The organism is Luteimonas suaedae, assembly GCF_008312895.1.
GTDB lineage: Bacteria > Pseudomonadota > Gammaproteobacteria > Xanthomonadales > Xanthomonadaceae > Luteimonas > Luteimonas suaedae.
This window is the reverse complement of record NZ_VSSP01000012.1, coordinates 54,171-69,612: the sequence shown is the minus strand read 5'-3', so window position 1 is coordinate 69,612 and position 15,442 is coordinate 54,171. Positions and strand designations below refer to the sequence as shown.

General features: G+C 69.1%; 10 protein-coding genes. 9 read left to right on the top strand and 1 reads right to left on the bottom strand.

Annotated features, from left to right (window positions below; translation table 11 throughout):
- Nucleotides 1-6: 6 nt before the first annotated feature.
- Both pyk and FXO19_RS15815 read left to right on the top strand, forming a co-directional pair.
- Nucleotides 7-1,473, top strand: a complete 1,467-nt coding sequence (gene pyk / locus FXO19_RS15820; protein ID WP_149196082.1) for a pyruvate kinase — start codon at nt 7-9, stop codon at nt 1,471-1,473.
- A gap of 220 nt (nt 1,474-1,693) precedes the next feature.
- Complete coding sequence (locus tag FXO19_RS15815) at nt 1,694-2,704, top strand: class I fructose-bisphosphate aldolase (RefSeq protein ID WP_149196081.1); 1,011 nt, start codon at nt 1,694-1,696, stop codon at nt 2,702-2,704.
- Between the two features lie 165 nt (nt 2,705-2,869).
- Here FXO19_RS15815 and cysK read toward each other — a convergent pair whose 3' ends face one another.
- The gene (cysK, locus tag FXO19_RS15810; protein ID WP_149196080.1) at nt 2,870-3,826 is read right to left on the bottom strand and encodes a cysteine synthase A; all 957 of its coding nucleotides are present in this window, start codon (nt 3,824-3,826) and stop codon (nt 2,870-2,872) included.
- 186 nt (nt 3,827-4,012) lie between these two features.
- Between cysK and FXO19_RS15805 the strand changes: the two genes are divergently transcribed.
- The 7 genes from FXO19_RS15805 (at nt 4,013) to FXO19_RS15775 (ending at nt 15,301) form a co-directional block, all read left to right on the top strand.
- Nucleotides 4,013-5,152, top strand: coding sequence for an efflux RND transporter periplasmic adaptor subunit (locus tag FXO19_RS15805; protein WP_255516462.1), 1,140 nt, complete (start codon nt 4,013-4,015; stop codon nt 5,150-5,152).
- A gap of 40 nt (nt 5,153-5,192) precedes the next feature.
- Nucleotides 5,193-8,327, top strand: a complete 3,135-nt coding sequence (locus tag FXO19_RS15800) for an efflux RND transporter permease subunit (protein ID WP_149196079.1) — start codon at nt 5,193-5,195, stop codon at nt 8,325-8,327.
- Nucleotides 8,320-8,886 (top strand): GNAT family N-acetyltransferase, encoded by a 567-nt coding sequence (locus FXO19_RS15795; protein ID WP_149196078.1) that lies wholly within the window; start codon nt 8,320-8,322, stop codon nt 8,884-8,886. Before FXO19_RS15800 ends, FXO19_RS15795 begins: the two co-directional genes overlap by 8 nt.
- A gap of 259 nt (nt 8,887-9,145) precedes the next feature.
- Nucleotides 9,146-10,579 carry an alanine/glycine:cation symporter family protein gene (locus FXO19_RS15790; protein WP_149196077.1) on the top strand — a complete coding sequence of 478 codons (1,434 nt, stop codon included), beginning with the start codon at nt 9,146-9,148 and terminating at the stop codon, nt 10,577-10,579.
- A 4-nt stretch (nt 10,580-10,583) separates the two neighbouring features.
- Nucleotides 10,584-11,423, top strand: coding sequence for a TrmH family RNA methyltransferase (locus tag FXO19_RS15785; RefSeq protein ID WP_149196076.1), 840 nt, complete (start codon nt 10,584-10,586; stop codon nt 11,421-11,423).
- Between the two features lie 279 nt (nt 11,424-11,702).
- Entirely contained in the window at nt 11,703-12,125 is a 423-nt protein-coding gene (locus FXO19_RS15780; protein WP_149196075.1) for a hypothetical protein, read from the top strand.
- Nucleotides 12,126-12,289: 164 nt separating this feature from the next.
- Nucleotides 12,290-15,301, top strand: coding sequence for a TonB-dependent receptor (locus FXO19_RS15775; protein WP_149196074.1), 3,012 nt, complete (start codon nt 12,290-12,292; stop codon nt 15,299-15,301).
- Nucleotides 15,302-15,442 lie beyond the last annotated feature (141 nt).

Here is a 15,442-nt window from a genome sequence, read left to right as displayed (position 1 = left end):
CCTGACGTGACCGAATACCAGCGCCGCACCCGCATCCTCGCCACCCTGGGACCGGCGACCGATCCTCCCGGCGTCCTCGATGCGCTGTTGCGCGCGGGGGTGGACGCGGTGCGCCTGAACTTCTCGCACGGCGATCCGGCCTCGCAGAAGGCACGGGCGCAGGCGGTGCGCGAGGCGGCGCGGCGGGTCGGGGTGGAGGTCGGGATCCTGGCCGACCTGCCAGGGCCGAAGATCCGCATCGAGCGGTTCGCCGAGGGCAAGGTGCAGCTGCGCACCGGCGAGCGCTTCGACCTGGTCGCGCGCGCGGACGCGCCGCCCGGGAACGAACGCGAGGTCGGCGTCAGCTATCTCGACCTGCCGAAGGACGTGCGCCCCGGGGACGTGCTGCTGCTCGACGACGGCGTGGTGCAGCTCAAGGTCGAGTCGATCGAGGGCGAGCGTATCGTCACCAGCGTGCTCAACGACAGCGTGCTGTCGGACCGCAAGGGCCTGAACCGGCTCGGCGGGGGGCTGTCGCTGGGAGCGCTCACCGATCACGACCGCAGTCTGATCGCGGTCGCCGCCGAAATGGACGTGGATTTCATCGCCGTCTCGTTCTGCCGCAATGCCGCCGACATGAACGAGGCACGGCAACTGGCGCGTGCCGCCGGCTCCGATGCCGCGCTGGTGTCGAAGATCGAGCGCGCCGAGGCGATCGAGAACCTCACCGAGATCGTCGACGCCAGCGACGTGGTCATGGTCGCGCGCGGCGACCTCGGCGTGGAGATCGGCGACGCCGAGCTGCCCGGCCTGCAGAAGAAGATCATCCGCGAGGCGGTGGCACAGAACAAGGTGGTGATCACCGCCACGCAGATGCTGCAGTCGATGGTCGACAGTCCGATCCCCACGCGCGCGGAGGTGCTCGATGTCGCCAACGCGGTCATCGATGGCACCGATGTGGTGATGCTTTCGGCCGAGTCGGCCGCAGGCAACTATCCCGTCCGCGCGATCGAGGCGATGGCGCGCATCTGCGTCGGCGCCGAGAAGCAGTTCGAGGCCGATACCGACTTCGAGGCGGCGCCACGCGACCTCGAGCGCGCCGACCAGGCGATCGCGATGGCGGCCATGTTCCTCGCCGAGCACATCGGCGTGCGTGCGATCGTGGCGATGACCGAATCCGGCGGAACCGCGCGCTACCTGTCGCGCTTCCGTGCCAGCGCGCCGATCTATGCGTTCTCCCGCCATGCCGGCGCGCGTCGGCGCATGGCGCTGATGCGCGGCGTGTTCCCGATCGACTACGACAGCCGCGGCCAGACCCCGCGCGAAGCCGCGCGCGGCAGCGTCGGCACGCTGGTCCAGTCCGGGCTGCTGTCCTCCGGTGAGCGCGTGGTCTTCACCAGCGGCGAGCACATGGAGACCCACGGCGCCACCAACACGCTGCGGCTGCTGAAGGTCGGCAGCGACGGTCGCGCCGAAGGGCTGGGCGAGCTCTAGCCAGCCGGCCCGGTGGGGGAAGGGTGTGCCAGCGCGCAATTGCGTTGCGCGGGCACGTGACGCGCGGGATCGGGCGGTCCCTCATCCGGCCGCGGCGGTTCGCTCCGCGGACGCCGATGGCGCCGGATGCTTTGCGTGTTTTTCCCGCCACGATGACGGCGGCCGAACGGACCGCCGGGCTATACTCGGCGTCTCCCGCAGCCAGGCAGACCGACACGACATGAGCATCGAACAGCTTGCAGAAACCGCCCAGGCCATGGTCGCCGCGGGCAAGGGCATCATCGCCATCGACGAGTCCACCGGCACGATCGCCAAGCGTTTCGACGGCGTCGGCATTCCCAACAATGAGGAGAACCGCCGTGCCTACCGCGAGCTGCTGCTGACCACGCCGAACCTGGACGAATACATCAGCGGCGCGATCCTCTACGACGAGACCATCCGCCAGTCGACCCGCGACGGCGTGCCCTTCACCAAGGTCATGACCGACAACGGCATCATCCCCGGCATCAAGGTCGACAAGAGCACGCATCCGCTGGCGGGTTTCCCGGGCGAGGTGGTCACCGAGGGCCTGGACGGGCTGCGCGACCGGCTCAAGGAGTACTACAAGCTCGGCGCGCGCTTCGCCAAGTGGCGTGCGGTGATCAACATCGGCGACGACATCCCCTCCGGCACCTGCATCGAGGCCAACAGCCACGCGCTGGCGCGCTATGCCGCGCTGTGCCAGGAGAACGGCCTGGTGCCGATGGTCGAGCCGGAGGTGCTGATGGATGGCAGCCACGACATCGAAACCTGCTACGAGGTCACCGAGGTCACCCTGCGCTCGCTGTTCGATGCGCTTTACAACCACAACGTGATGCTCGAAGGCACGATCCTGAAGGCCTCGATGGTGCTGCCGGGCAAGGCCAGCGGCGAGCAGGTGCCGGTGGAAGAGGTCGCCGCATCGACACTGATGTGCCTGAAGTCGGCGGTGCCGGCGATCCTGCCGGGCATCGTGTTCCTGTCCGGCGGCCAGTCCGACGAGGACGCTACCGCGCACCTGGACGCGATGAACCGGATGGGTCCGCACCCGTGGCCGCTGTCCTTCTCCTACGGCCGGGCGATGCAGCAGGCGGCGCTGAAGCTGTGGTCCGAGGACCTAGTCAACAACGTCGCCAAGGCGCAGGAGACCGTCTACGCCCGCGCCAGGGACAACGGCCTGGCCGCGCTGGGCGAGTGGGCGAAGGCCGCATAGGCCGGCAAACCGCAACCATGCCCGCCGCGAGTGCCGGCGGCGGGCGGTTGACCAGATGCCCGTGGCAGCGACGGAAGTCGCGACTGGCGTGCGTGGCGACTTCCGTCGCTCCCACACCCGCCGCATCGCACGGCGCCGCTCGATCGGCGCAGACCAGCCGGGCGGCTACGGCAGCCCGGCCAGCCACTCGTCGTCCGAGCCCTCGTTGACGCCCTCGAACAGCGGCGTCGAGAAGTAGCGCTCGCCGGTGTCGGGCAGCATCGCCAGGATGACCGCGTCGGGCTCGGCCGCGCGTGCCACCTCCAGCGCCGCGGCCACGGTGGCGCCGGCGGAGATGCCGACGAAGAGGCCTTCCTCGGCCGCGAGGCGACGGGCGACGTCGATCGCGGCGGCGTCGTCGACCGGCAGCACCTGGTCGGCGACCTCGCGGTTCAGCACCTGCGGCAGGAAGTCGGGCGTCCAGCCCTGGATCTTGTGCGGGGCCCAGTCCTTGCCCGTCAGCAGTGATGCGGCGGCCGGCTCGCAGGCGGTGACCCGCACCTCCGGACGCGCGACCTTCAGCACCTCGCCGACACCGGTGAGGGTGCCGCCGGTGCCCCAGCCGGTGACGAAATGGTCCAGGCGGCGGCCGGCGAAATCGCGCAGGATCTCCGCGGCGGTGGTCTGGCGGTGATAGGCCGGGTTGGCCGGGTTCTCGAACTGCCGCGCCAGGAACCAGCCATGTTTCTCGGCAAGTTCCGCCGCCTTGCGCACCATGCCGCTGCCGCGTTCGGCGGCCGGCGTCAGGATCACCTTCGCACCGTAGGCGCGCATCAGCTTGCGGCGCTCGACGGAGAAGGTCTCGGCCATGGTCGCGACGAACTTGTAGCCGCGCGCCGCGCAGACCATCGCCAGGGCGACGCCGGTGTTGCCGGACGTCGCCTCGACCACGGTGTCGCCGGGTTTGAGCAGGCCCTTGGCCTCGGCGTCGAGGATGATCGTCAACGCCAGCCGGTCCTTCACCGAGCCGCCGGGGTTGAAGCTTTCGACCTTGGCGTAGAGGGTGACGTGGTCCGGGGCGAGCCGGTGGAGGCGGACGACCGGGGTGTGGCCGATGGTGTCGAGGATCGAGTCGTGGATCATGACGGAGATCTCCGGGAAGGATGGCGCCGCCGCCGGCGCGCGGTGGCGGCCGGTCCAGAGTGCCGCGTAACGCACGCGCGCGCCAGCGGTTGACGACGATCGCGTGTTCACGGACATGGCTGACGGCACACGGCGGTCACTGCCGTGCCCGCTACAATCGTCCGGATCACCTTCGTCCGCTTCCCCATGCCCATTCGACGTTTTCTCCTGCCGGCCCGAGCCAGCGTACTGGTCCTGTTCTGCGCGATGTGCGCTGCCTGCGGCAGCGGCAGCGGTCGCGAAGGAGATGCGCCTGCGGACAACGCCGCCACGGTCACCACCACCGTCGTGCAGACGCAGCCATGGAGCGACACCATCCAGGCGCTGGGCACGGTGAAGGCGCATGAATCGATCATGGTCACCGCCAAGGTGAGCGAAACCGTGGACCGCGTGCATTTCGAGAGCGGCGACGAGGTCGACGAGGGCGATGTGTTGGTCACGCTGAGCGGGAACCAGCAGCGCGCCGCGCTGGCTGCCGCCGAGGCCGCGGCCGCGGAGGCCGACCAGATGTACGAACGCCAGCGCCAGCTCGCCGCACAGCAGCTGATCGCCAGCGCCTCGCTGGACACGCAGCTTGCGATCCGCGATTCGGCGCGCGCACAGGTGCGGGAGATCCGCGCCAATCTCGGTGATCGCAGCATCCGCGCGCCGTTCGCCGGCGTGCTCGGGCTGCGTCTGGTCAGCCCGGGCTCGCTGGTGCAGCCCGGCACCGAAATCGCGTCGCTGGACGACGTCTCCGGCGTCTACGTCGATTTCCCGGTGCCCGAAGCGCGGCTGGCCCAGCTTGCCTCGGGACAACGCCTGACCGGTCGCAGCAGCGCCTATCCGGGTCGCGAGTTCGAAGGTAGGGTCGCAACGGTCGATTCGCGGGTGGACCCGGTCACGCGTGCGGTCATGGTGCGCGGCGACTTCCCGAACCCCGATCGCGCGCTGCGCCCGGGCATGCTGCTGCAGGTGGTGCTGGAGCGCCCCGCACGCGATGCCCTCGTGGTGCCCGAGATCGCAATCGTGCAGGTCGGTCGCGACACCTTCGTCTATCGCGTGCGTGACGACGATACGGTCGAGCAGGCGCCGATCGAGGTGGGTGCGCGCGTTGCCGGTCGTGCCGAGGTGGTGTCCGGCCTCTCCGCAGGCGAACGTATCGTGGTCGACGGCACCGGCAAGCTGCGACCGGGGCTGAAGATCGCCGAGGCCGAGCCTGCGGCGACTCCGGATGCCGCCGCGCCGGTTATGGACGACGCGGCCGTCGGCGACGAGATCGAAACCCCCGCCCCCGCGGGCGAGTAGCGCCCACCTGCCACCGCGCCAACAAGACTCCGACACGCCCATGCGCCTTTCCGACATCTCGATCAAGCGACCGGTCCTGGCCGTGGTGATGAGCCTGATGCTCATCGTGCTCGGGCTGGCGTCGTTCGACCGGCTGACGCTGCGCGAGCTGCCCAACATCGATCCGCCGATCGTCTCGGTCGGGGTGAACTATCCGGGCGCGTCGGCGGCGGTGGTGGAGACACGGGTCACCCAGGTCCTCGAGGACGCGCTGGCCGGGATCGAGGGCATCCGCACGATCGAGTCGGAGAGCTCCAACGGCGAGGCCGACGTCGACATCGAGTTCAACCTGAGCCGCGACATCGAGGCCGCCGCCAACGACGTGCGCGACGCCGTGAGCCGGGTGATGGACCGGCTGCCGATCGAGGCCGACGCGCCCGAGATCGAGAAGGCGCAGTCCGACGGCGACGTGATCGTCTGGCTCAACATGCGCTCCAGCACGATGGACACGCTGGCGCTGACCGACTACGCCGAGCGCTACGTGGTGGACCGGTTGTCCTCGATCGACGGGGTCGCGCGTGTCGCCCTCGGCGGCGGCCAGCGCTACGCGATGCGCATCTGGCTGGACAGCGACGCCATGGCCGCGCGCGGCATCACCGCCAACGACGTCGAGACCGCGCTGCGCAACGAGAACATCGAGCTGCCGGCCGGGCGGATCGAATCCGAGGATCGCGACTTCACGTTGCGCGTCGAGCGCGGCTACGTCGAGCCGGCGCAGTTCGCGCAGATTCCGCTGCGCAAGGGCGAGGCCGGCTACGTGGTGCGCCTGGGCGACGTGGCCGAGGTGGAACTGGGCGCGCAGGAGCGGCGCGCCTACCTGCGCAGCAACTTCGTGCCGAACGTGGGCATCGGCATCATCCGCACCTCGACCGCCAATGCGCTCGACGTGGTGCGCGCCGCGCGCGCCGAGGCCGAGCGGATCCAGCAGACCCTGCCCGACGGCACCGACATCTACGTCTCCTACGACGGCACGGTGTTCATCGACGCGGCGATCAAGCGCGTGTACTGGACGCTGCTCGAGGCGATGGTGCTGGTGGTGCTGGTGATCTGGCTGTTCCTGGGCAGCGCGCGCGCGGCGCTGATCCCGTCGGTGACGGTGCCGGTCTGCCTGATCGCGGCCTTCATCGCCCTGTACGCGTTCGGCTTCACCATCAACCTGCTCACGCTGCTGGCGCTGGTGCTCTGCATCGGTCTGGTGGTGGACGACGCGATCGTGGTGCTGGAGAACGTGCAGCGCCGCGCCGATCTGGGTGAACCGCCACTGGTGGCCGCCAGGCGTGGCACCGCGCAGGTGGCGTTCGCGGTGATCGCCACCACCGGCGTGCTGGTGGCGGTGTTCCTGCCGGTCGGCTTCATGGAAGGCAACAGCGGACGCCTGTTCCGCGAACTGGCGGTGGCGCTGGCCGGTGCGGTGGCGCTGTCGGCGTTCGTGGCGCTGACGCTGACGCCGATGATGTGCTCCAAGCTGGTGCGCCCGCACGGCAGGGAGACCGGGTTCAACGCCTGGATGAACCGCCAGCTGAGCCGCGTGAGCGCCGGCTACGGACGCCGCATCTCGCAACTGGTGGCGCTGCCCGGCCGCCGCATCCTGATGCTGATGCTGCTGGCGATGGGCGGCTGCATCGCGCTGGTGCTGCTGTTGCTGTGGCGGGTGCCGAGCGAGCTGGCGCCGGCGGAGGACCGCGGCCGCTTCTTCATCTCGGTCGACGGGCCGGAGGGCGCCGGCTTCGACTACACCGTGGCGCAGATGCAGCAGGTCGAGCAGATCCTCGGCGACTACATCGGCGAGGACAAGCCGATTCAGCGCGCCAACTCGCGCGCGCCGCGTGGCTGGGGCGGCAGCGAGGAGATGCATACCGGGCAGGTGATCGTGTTCCTGCAGGACTGGGACGTGCGCGACATCGCCACCGAGGACCTGGTCGCGGAGCTGCGCGGCAAGTTTGCCGCACTGCCGGGGGTGCAGGTGCGCGCCAACGTGCCCGGCGGCCTGGTCAGCAGCCGCGGCCAGCGCTACCAGCTGGTGCTGGGCGGGCCCAACTACGAGGATCTGGCCGAGTGGCGCGACCGCATGCTGGTGCGGATGGAGGAGAACCCCGGCCTGACCGACATCGACTCCGACTACAAGGAAACGCGCCCGCAGATGCGCGTCAACATCGATCGCGACCGCGCCGCCGACCTGGGCGTGTCGGTGACCGAGATCGGGCGCACGCTGGAGACGATGATGGGCTCGCGCCGGGTCACCACGTTCGTCGACGACGGCGAGGAGTACGACGTGCTGCTGCAGGCCGGGCGCGAGAACCGCATGACTCCGGCCGACCTGCGCGACACCTACGTGCGCGGCAGCGGCGATGCGCTGGTGCCGATGGCCAGCCTGGTGACGCTGAGCGAGGTCGCCGAGCCGGGCAGCTTCAACCGCTTCAACCGCCTGCGCGCGATCACCATCAGCGGCGGGCTGGCGCCCGGCTACACCATGGGCGAGGCGCTGGAGTGGACCCGGCAGGTGGTCGCCGAGGAACTCCCCGACTACGCCCAGATCGACTGGAAGGGCGAGTCGCGCGAATACCAGGAGGCCGGCGGCGCGGTCATCGTCACCTTCACCCTGGCGCTGCTGGTGGTGTACCTGGTGCTGGCGGCGCAGTTCGAGAGCTTCGTGCACCCGCTGGTGATCATGCTGACGGTGCCGCTGGCGATGCTCGGCGCGCTGGTCGGATTGTGGCTCACCGGCGGCACGCTCAACCTCTTCAGCCAGATCGGCATCATCATGCTGGTGGGGTTGGCGGCGAAGAACGGCATCCTGATCGTCGAGTTCGCCAACCAGCTGCGCGACGAGGGGCGCAGCGTGGCCGAGGCGATCGCCGAATCGGCCGCGGTGCGCCTGCGCCCGATCCTGATGACCTCGATCGCGACCATGGCCGGCGCGGTGCCGCTGGTGGTCGCCGGCGGCCCCGGCTCCGCCAGCCGCGCCACGATCGGCGTGGTGGTGATCTTCGGCGTCGCCTTCGCCAGCCTGCTGTCGCTGTTCGTGGTGCCGGCGTTCTATGCGCTGCTGGCGCCGTTCACGCGCTCACCGGAAGCGCTGGCGCAGAAGCTGGAGCGACTGGAGGCCGACACGCCGCCGGTCAGCGGCCATGCCTGAGCCGGCCGCGGACCGCTGGGACGGGATTCGTCTCGGCGGCGACGGGTTCGTCCTGCGCCGCTGGCGCCGGGACGACCTGGACGCGCTGGTGCGCCATGCCGACGACGCGCGGGTCGCGCGCGCGGTGAGCGACCGCTTTCCGCATCCGTACACGCGCGAGGACGGGATCCGCTTCCTGTCCGGCGAGGTGGTGGACCTGTCGCAGCCGGTGTTCGCGATCGAGATCGGCGGCGAGGCCTGCGGCGGCATCGGCGCGCGGCCCGGCAGCGGCGAACGGGCGCGCAGTGCGGAGTTCGGCTATTGGCTCGGCCACGCGCACTGGGGGCGCGGCACGATGACCCGGGTGGTGGCCGCGTTCGCGCCGTGGATGATGCGGGAACTGGCGCTGCATCGCCTGTTCGCGACCGTGCTCGACGGCAATCCGGCCTCTGCGCGGGTGCTGGAAAAGAATGGTTTCGTCGAGGAGGGCGTGCAGCGCTGTGCGGTGCTCAAGCACGGCCGCCTGCACGACCTGCGCGTGTTCGCGAAGGTCAGGCGAGATCTCGGCGATCCCCCGTAGGAGCGCGCCATGCGCGCGATACCGCGGGCATTTCGCCGCCCGCAAATTCCGGTGACCGGGCGCCTGCCGGTCCGGAACCGCGGCGTCCGCCGGATCCTGCGTGCGCCCGCGGCATCGCGCGCATGGCGCGCTCCTACGGATGATGCCGGCCGGCGCGGGCGCGACACTGCGCGATTTCGCGTTTGCGCCGGGGATCGTGGAGAATCGGGACTTCGTTCGCGTCGCGGACCGAATGCCGTCCAACCGGGGAGCACGCCTAGTGGAACAGATCGTCAACACCCTCAACAGCCTCATCTGGAGTCCGCCGCTGATCGTGCTGTGCCTGGGCGCCGGGCTGTACTTCTCGATCCGCACCCGCTTCATGCAGCTGCGCCAGTTCGGCGAGATGGTCCGGCTGATGCTCAGCGGCACCAAGTCCGATGCCGGCGTGTCCTCGTTCCAGGCGCTGGCGATGTCGCTGTCGGGGCGGATCGGCATCGGCAACATCGCCGGCGTCGCCACCGCGATCGCCTTCGGCGGTCCCGGCGCGGTGTTCTGGATGTGGGTGGTCGCGTTCTTCGGCGCCTCCACCGCCTACGTCGAATCCACCCTGGCGCAGATCTACAAGGAGAAGGACGAGAAGGGCCGCTACCGCGGCGGGCCGGCCTATTTCATCGAGAAGGCGATGGGACAGCGCTGGTATGCGTGGCTATTCGCGGTGGTCACCGTGGTCGCCACCGGGTTCCTGCTGCCGGGCGTGCAGGCCAACGGCATCGCCTCGAGCATGACCAACGCCTGGGGCATCCCGCCGACCGCGACCGCGGCGGTGGTGGTGGTGGGCCTGGGCTTCATCATCTTCGGCGGCGTCAAGCGCATCGCCAGCTTCGCCCAGGTGGTGGTGCCGTTCATGGCGTTGGCCTACCTGCTGATCGCGCTGGTGATCATGTTCCTTAACGCCTCGGCGCTGCCGTCGATGGTGGCGCTGATCTTCAAGAGCGCCTTCGGGCTGGAGGCCGGCATGGGCGCGATGCTGGGGCTGGCGATCGAGTGGGGCGTCAAGCGCGGCATCTACTCCAACGAGGCCGGGCAGGGCACGGGGCCGCACCACGCGGCGGCGGCGGAAGTGTCGCATCCGGCCAAGCAGGGCTTCGTGCAGGCGTTCTCGGTCTACGTCGACACGCTGCTGGTGTGCTCGGCGACCGCCTTCATGATCCTCTCCACCGGCATGTACAACGTGGTCGGCCGCGGCGGCGAGATGATCGTCGAGGCGCTGCCGGGCATCGAGGCCGGGCCCGGCTTCGCCCAGTACGCGGTGGAGTCGGTGCTGCCCGGCTACGGCGCCGGCTTCGTCGCGGTGGCGCTGCTGTTCTTCGCCTTCACCACCATCCTCGCCTACTACTACATGGCCGAGACCAACGTCACCTACATCAACCGCAAGGTGCACCGGCCGTGGCTGGTGTTCGCGCTGCGGGTCGGGGTGCTGGCGGCGGTGACCTTCGGCGCGGTGCGCAGTGCGGAGCTGGCATGGACGCTCGGCGACATCGGCGTCGGCCTGATGGCCTGGCTCAACATCATCGCCATCCTGATCCTGCAGAAGCCGGCGCTGGCGGCGCTGCGCGATTACGAGCGGCAGCAGGCGGCGGGCGTGGACCCGACTTTCGATCCGGAGGCGCTGGGCATCCGCAACGCGGACTTCTGGCGCACGCGAAAGTAGGCCGATGGCACGCAAGCCGTCCGGTTCGGGACCGGATTCGCCCTGGGGCGGGCGGACGCGGGACGCGGCCCGCCCGGTGCCGCCGCGCGATACCGCGCCGCGCCGCGACCAACGCGAGGAGGTGCGCCTGTACGGCCGCAATGCCGTGCAGGCAGTGTTCGCGCACCGCCCGCGGGCGATCCGCAAGCTATATCTGAGCCAGGCGATGATCCCGCAGCTGCAGCCGTTGCTGAAATGGTGCGTCGCGCAGCGGGTCGGCTACCGGGTGGTCGAGGAGGCGGAACTGGGCAAGCTGGCCGCCAGTTCGCATCACGAAGGCGTGGTCGCCGACGTGCTGCGGCAGGTGCCGGGCGCGCTGGAACCGTGGCTGCGGGACCTGTCGGAGGGGCCGTGTTGCGTGCTGTGGCTGGACGGCATCGGCAACCCGCACAACTTCGGCGCGATCCTGCGCTCGGCGGCGCATTTCGGCGTGTCCGCGATCCTGCTGCCGGAACAGTCGGGCCTCGGCCTGTCCGGCGCCGCGGCGCGCGTGGCTGAGGGCGGGGCCGAGGCGGTGCCGCTGCTGCGGTTCGCCGACGGCGAGGACGCGATGGCGCGGCTGCGCCGGGCCGGCTTCACGCTCGCGGCGACGCTGGCGCGCGGTGGCGCGGATCTTTTCGGCACGTCGCTGCCGCAGCGGCTGATCTACGTGCTGGGCGCGGAGGGCGAGGGCATGGGCGACGCCCTGGCGCGCGACTGCGACCTGCGCCTGTCGATTCCGGGCAGCGGCGCCGTCGAGAGCCTCAACGTCGCGGCCGCGGCCGCGGTGCTGCTGGCGGCATGGCGGGCGCGGATCGGCATCTAGGTGTGATCTCTCAGTAGGTGGTTCATCCGGGTGATCCCGGAACACTGGAGGTGCGAGCCGTTCAGCACCCCAGGAGCCCCGGATGACCTCCCGGAAGCGGCCGCTCGCAGCCGTCGTGTTGAAATCGCCAAGACCCTGGGATAACGTTACCAGAAACCGGTGTCACCGAGATTCATGGCGGCACCTGGATCGCCGCGGCGATCCGCACGACCAAGACATGCGGTCTTGAGGCAGAAGGGCTTGGGAGGGTCTCTGATGCTGCAACGGCTCCAGTGCGTCATGCGCGGCCCGGCGTTCGCGGCGGGTGTCGCGGCATGCCTGGCGCCGGCGTCGCGGCTCGGGTTCTGGCGGCGCGCCGCTCGCGCGCTGTCGTCGAACGCGCGATTGCAACCCGGCCAATGGGACTTCTTGGCCGCGTCGGCGGGCGATGGCGGGCTGATCCTGTCCCTGGCCGGTCGCCGTATCGCGTCCGGTCCCGCGAGCGCTTCGACGATCGCGCCGCAGCTGCCAGGGGCGCACCGGCAGCCGTGGGACGACGCGCAGCACTTCGCCGGACGCATCGACGGCTTGACCGCGAGAGCCACCACGCTGGACGCCGCGCGCGTCGGCGCCCTGGCGCGAACGCCGCCTGACGCATCGACCCGCTACGAGCCGGCATCGCCGCAATGCCGGTGCAGACGCGGCAGATGGCCGGGCAGGTGACGTCGCAGCCGCCGGCAACGCTGCCGGCCTGAAGCCGCACGCCGGGACTGGCCAGGGATGACGCGTACCTCGAAGGTATCGTTAACAGAGAACGAGGTTGCTTCACCAAATCCGATGTTGCCGCAAGCGCAATCGATCGAAGAAGCCATTCGCTGGAGGGTCCAATGAAGACATTGTCGAAGAACCGCATTTCGCCGCTGGCGCTGTCCATCGCCGCATCGTTGTTCATGCTGGCCGTGGCGCCGCCTGCCGCGGCGCAGGAGAACGCGCCCGATCCGGCAAGCGAGGCGGTGGAACTCGACCGGGTGATCGTCCGCGGCGTGCGCGATGCGCAGGTAGAGGCGATCAACACCAAGCGCGACGCCGCGCAGATCCTCGACTCGATCTCGGCCGAGGACATTGGCAAGCTGCCGGACGTGACCATCACCGACTCGCTGCAGCGCGTCACCGGTGTGCAGATCCGGCGTTCGGCGGGCGAGGGCGCGCAGGTCAACATCCGCGGGATGCCGCAGGTGCAGACCACGATGAACGGCGAGCTGTACCTGAGCGCCGGCGGCGGCGACGAGTGGGGCCAGCCGAACCTCGGCGGCGCCCAGCCGGACTTCGTCGACATCCCGCCGACGCTGTTCAGCGGCGTGGACGTGATCAAGTCGCCGACGGCCGCCGACCTGGACGGCGGCATCAGCGGCACCATCTCGCTGCGGACCCGGCGCCCGTTCGACCTGCCGGAAGGCTGGACCTTCAGCGGCCAGGCGGAAGGTTCCTACGGCGACCGGGTGGAGAAGGTCAACGACCTGTACTCGGCCCTGGCCAGCTACCGCACCGAGCGCTGGGGCGCGCTGCTGACCGTGTCGCGTTCCGAGGCCACGCTGGAGAACAAGCGGCCCAGCGTGTTCACCGGCGGCGCGCAGAAGTCCACCGAGTGCGATCTTGGTGCGCTCGACGGTGATGGTCTTCCCATTGGATTGGATTTCAATGGAGACGGGCAGATCGGTATCGGCGAGCGCGATCCGGAGACAGGGAGGTGGGCATGCAACACCAATCCTGCAAACCTGCCACGACAGTACTTCTACAACTGGGTGGGCACCGAGCTCGAGAACCGCAAGACGGAACGCGAGCGCACCGGCGTCAACGGTTCGTTCCAGTTCAATGTTACCGATTCGGTGACGCTGCTGGGCGATGCGGCCTATACCAAGATGGACAACGTCGACACCTCGGTCGCGGCCCAGCTGCACACGAGTTGGAAGACCGATCAGCTGCAGCCCGGCTCGATCGTGGACGAGAACGGCGTGCTGGAGCACGGCATCTTCGTGTACGACCGGTTCCAGGCGCATTCCTTCGCCGGCAGGAGCGAGTCCGAGGCGCTCAACACCAATCTGGAGCTGCGCTTCGACGACGGCGGGCCGTTCCGCGGCTCGCTGCGCTGGGTGCATGGCAAGTCCGAGCGGCAGTACGACGAGGCGCGTGCGGACGCGGTGGCGACCCGCGGCAACCAGATCACCCGCTCCGACGGCACCACGCAATGGGCCAACGCCAACGGCCTGGAGACGGTCACCGCGACGATCGACTTCCGCGGCGAGTTCCCGAACGTGAACATGATCACCGACGTCTCCAACCCGGAGAACTGGCAGCTGATGTCGACCTGGGCGCAGGGAAACAGGATCGAGGCCAATCTCGATGCGCTCAGCGCCGACGGCGTATTCGAATTCCAGAATGGGGTGGTGCGTTCGTTCCAGTTCGGCGCCCGCTATGGCGAACGCGACTTCCAGTACGACGCCTATCGCTACCTGTCGCCGGTGTCGCCGGGGCCTTGTTCGGACCCGAACCTGGCCTTGTACTACTTCAAGGATCCGCTGATCGGCGACACCTGCACCGGCTTTTCCGAGGCGCGGATCCTGCCGTTCGATTCGATCCCGGACTACTGGACCTACTTCAACGATTTCGATCCGCTCACGGTCGGCGGCCTTGGCGGCCAGGGCCTGCCGGCGATCGATCCCGACGTGATGAAGGACCCCGTCGCCTACCTGGACAGCCTGTATCCCGGCAATGTCGCCTACACCCACGCGCCGGATTCGTACAAGGTCACCGAGAAGAACTCGTCGCTCTATTTCATGGCCAACCTCGAGGGCAGCACCGGCAGCAACGGGATTCCGTGGCACGCGAATCTCGGGGCGCGCATCGTGCAGACCCGGCTGCTGATCGACCAGTTCGTCGTGGAGGGCGAAAACTTCATCGGCAGCCACGACTGGAACGGGGTCAATCCCGCGCTGGGCGTCAATCGCATCATCAACCAGTACACCGACGTGCTGCCCTCGGCCAATATCGCGTTCGATATTTCGGACGAGCAGAAGCTCCGCTTCGCCTACAACAAGGCGGTCGCGCGCCAGAACCTCCCGGACCTGGGTCGCGGACTGGTGGTGTTCTATTCCGCGAACAGCGGCCGGCATCCGGACCTGCCGGACGACCTCGCGATCTTCGGCAGCGGACGCTCCGGCAATCCCGACCTGGAACCGTTCCGGGCCAGCAACTACAACGCGTCTTGGGAATGGTATTTCGCCGACGCCTCGCTACTCAATTCCGGCGTGTTCCTGATCGACGTGGAGTCGTTCCCCGAGAGTGTGACCCGGATCGAACTGCTGCCCGACAGCGACGGCGTGGTCCGCGACGGCGGCCCGGTGTCTCGCATCGTCAATGGCGGCGGCGGCACCATCAAGGGTTTCGAGGCCGGTTACCAGCAGGCGTTCGACTTCCTGCCGGGCTGGTGGAGCGGATTCGGCGCCAATCTCAACTACACCTATTCGGACGCCGACACCAGCGGCGACGACATCGAAGGCAACACCCTGCCGATCGGCGACAACTCCAAGCACCAGGCCAACGCCGTCCTCTGGTACCAGAAGGACAGGATCCAGGCGCGGGTGGCCTACAACTGGCGCAGCAAGCGCTTTGTCCGGCTGGACACCTCCGCCTGGGGCGACAAGCTCGGCATCTGGAACGACAGCGTCGGCTATCTGGATGCATCCTTCAGCTACGACGTCACTCCGTATCTGACTTTATACGTGCAGGGCACCAACCTGACCGGCGAGAACGAGCGCCGCTACGCGCAGTGGAGCAACCACTACTTCGACCAGAACATCTACGAGCGCCGCTACTACGCCGGTGTCCGCTTGCGGTTCTGACGCTTGCACGCGACCCGTCGTCCTGCATGGCGGCGGGCCGCGCGAATTGGCGCCGCTACGCCCGCACGGCGCGGTGCGATCCGGCCGGGCCGCTCGGCCCGACATCTCCCCCCGGACCTTTGGCTGCGCTTTACCGGCGCA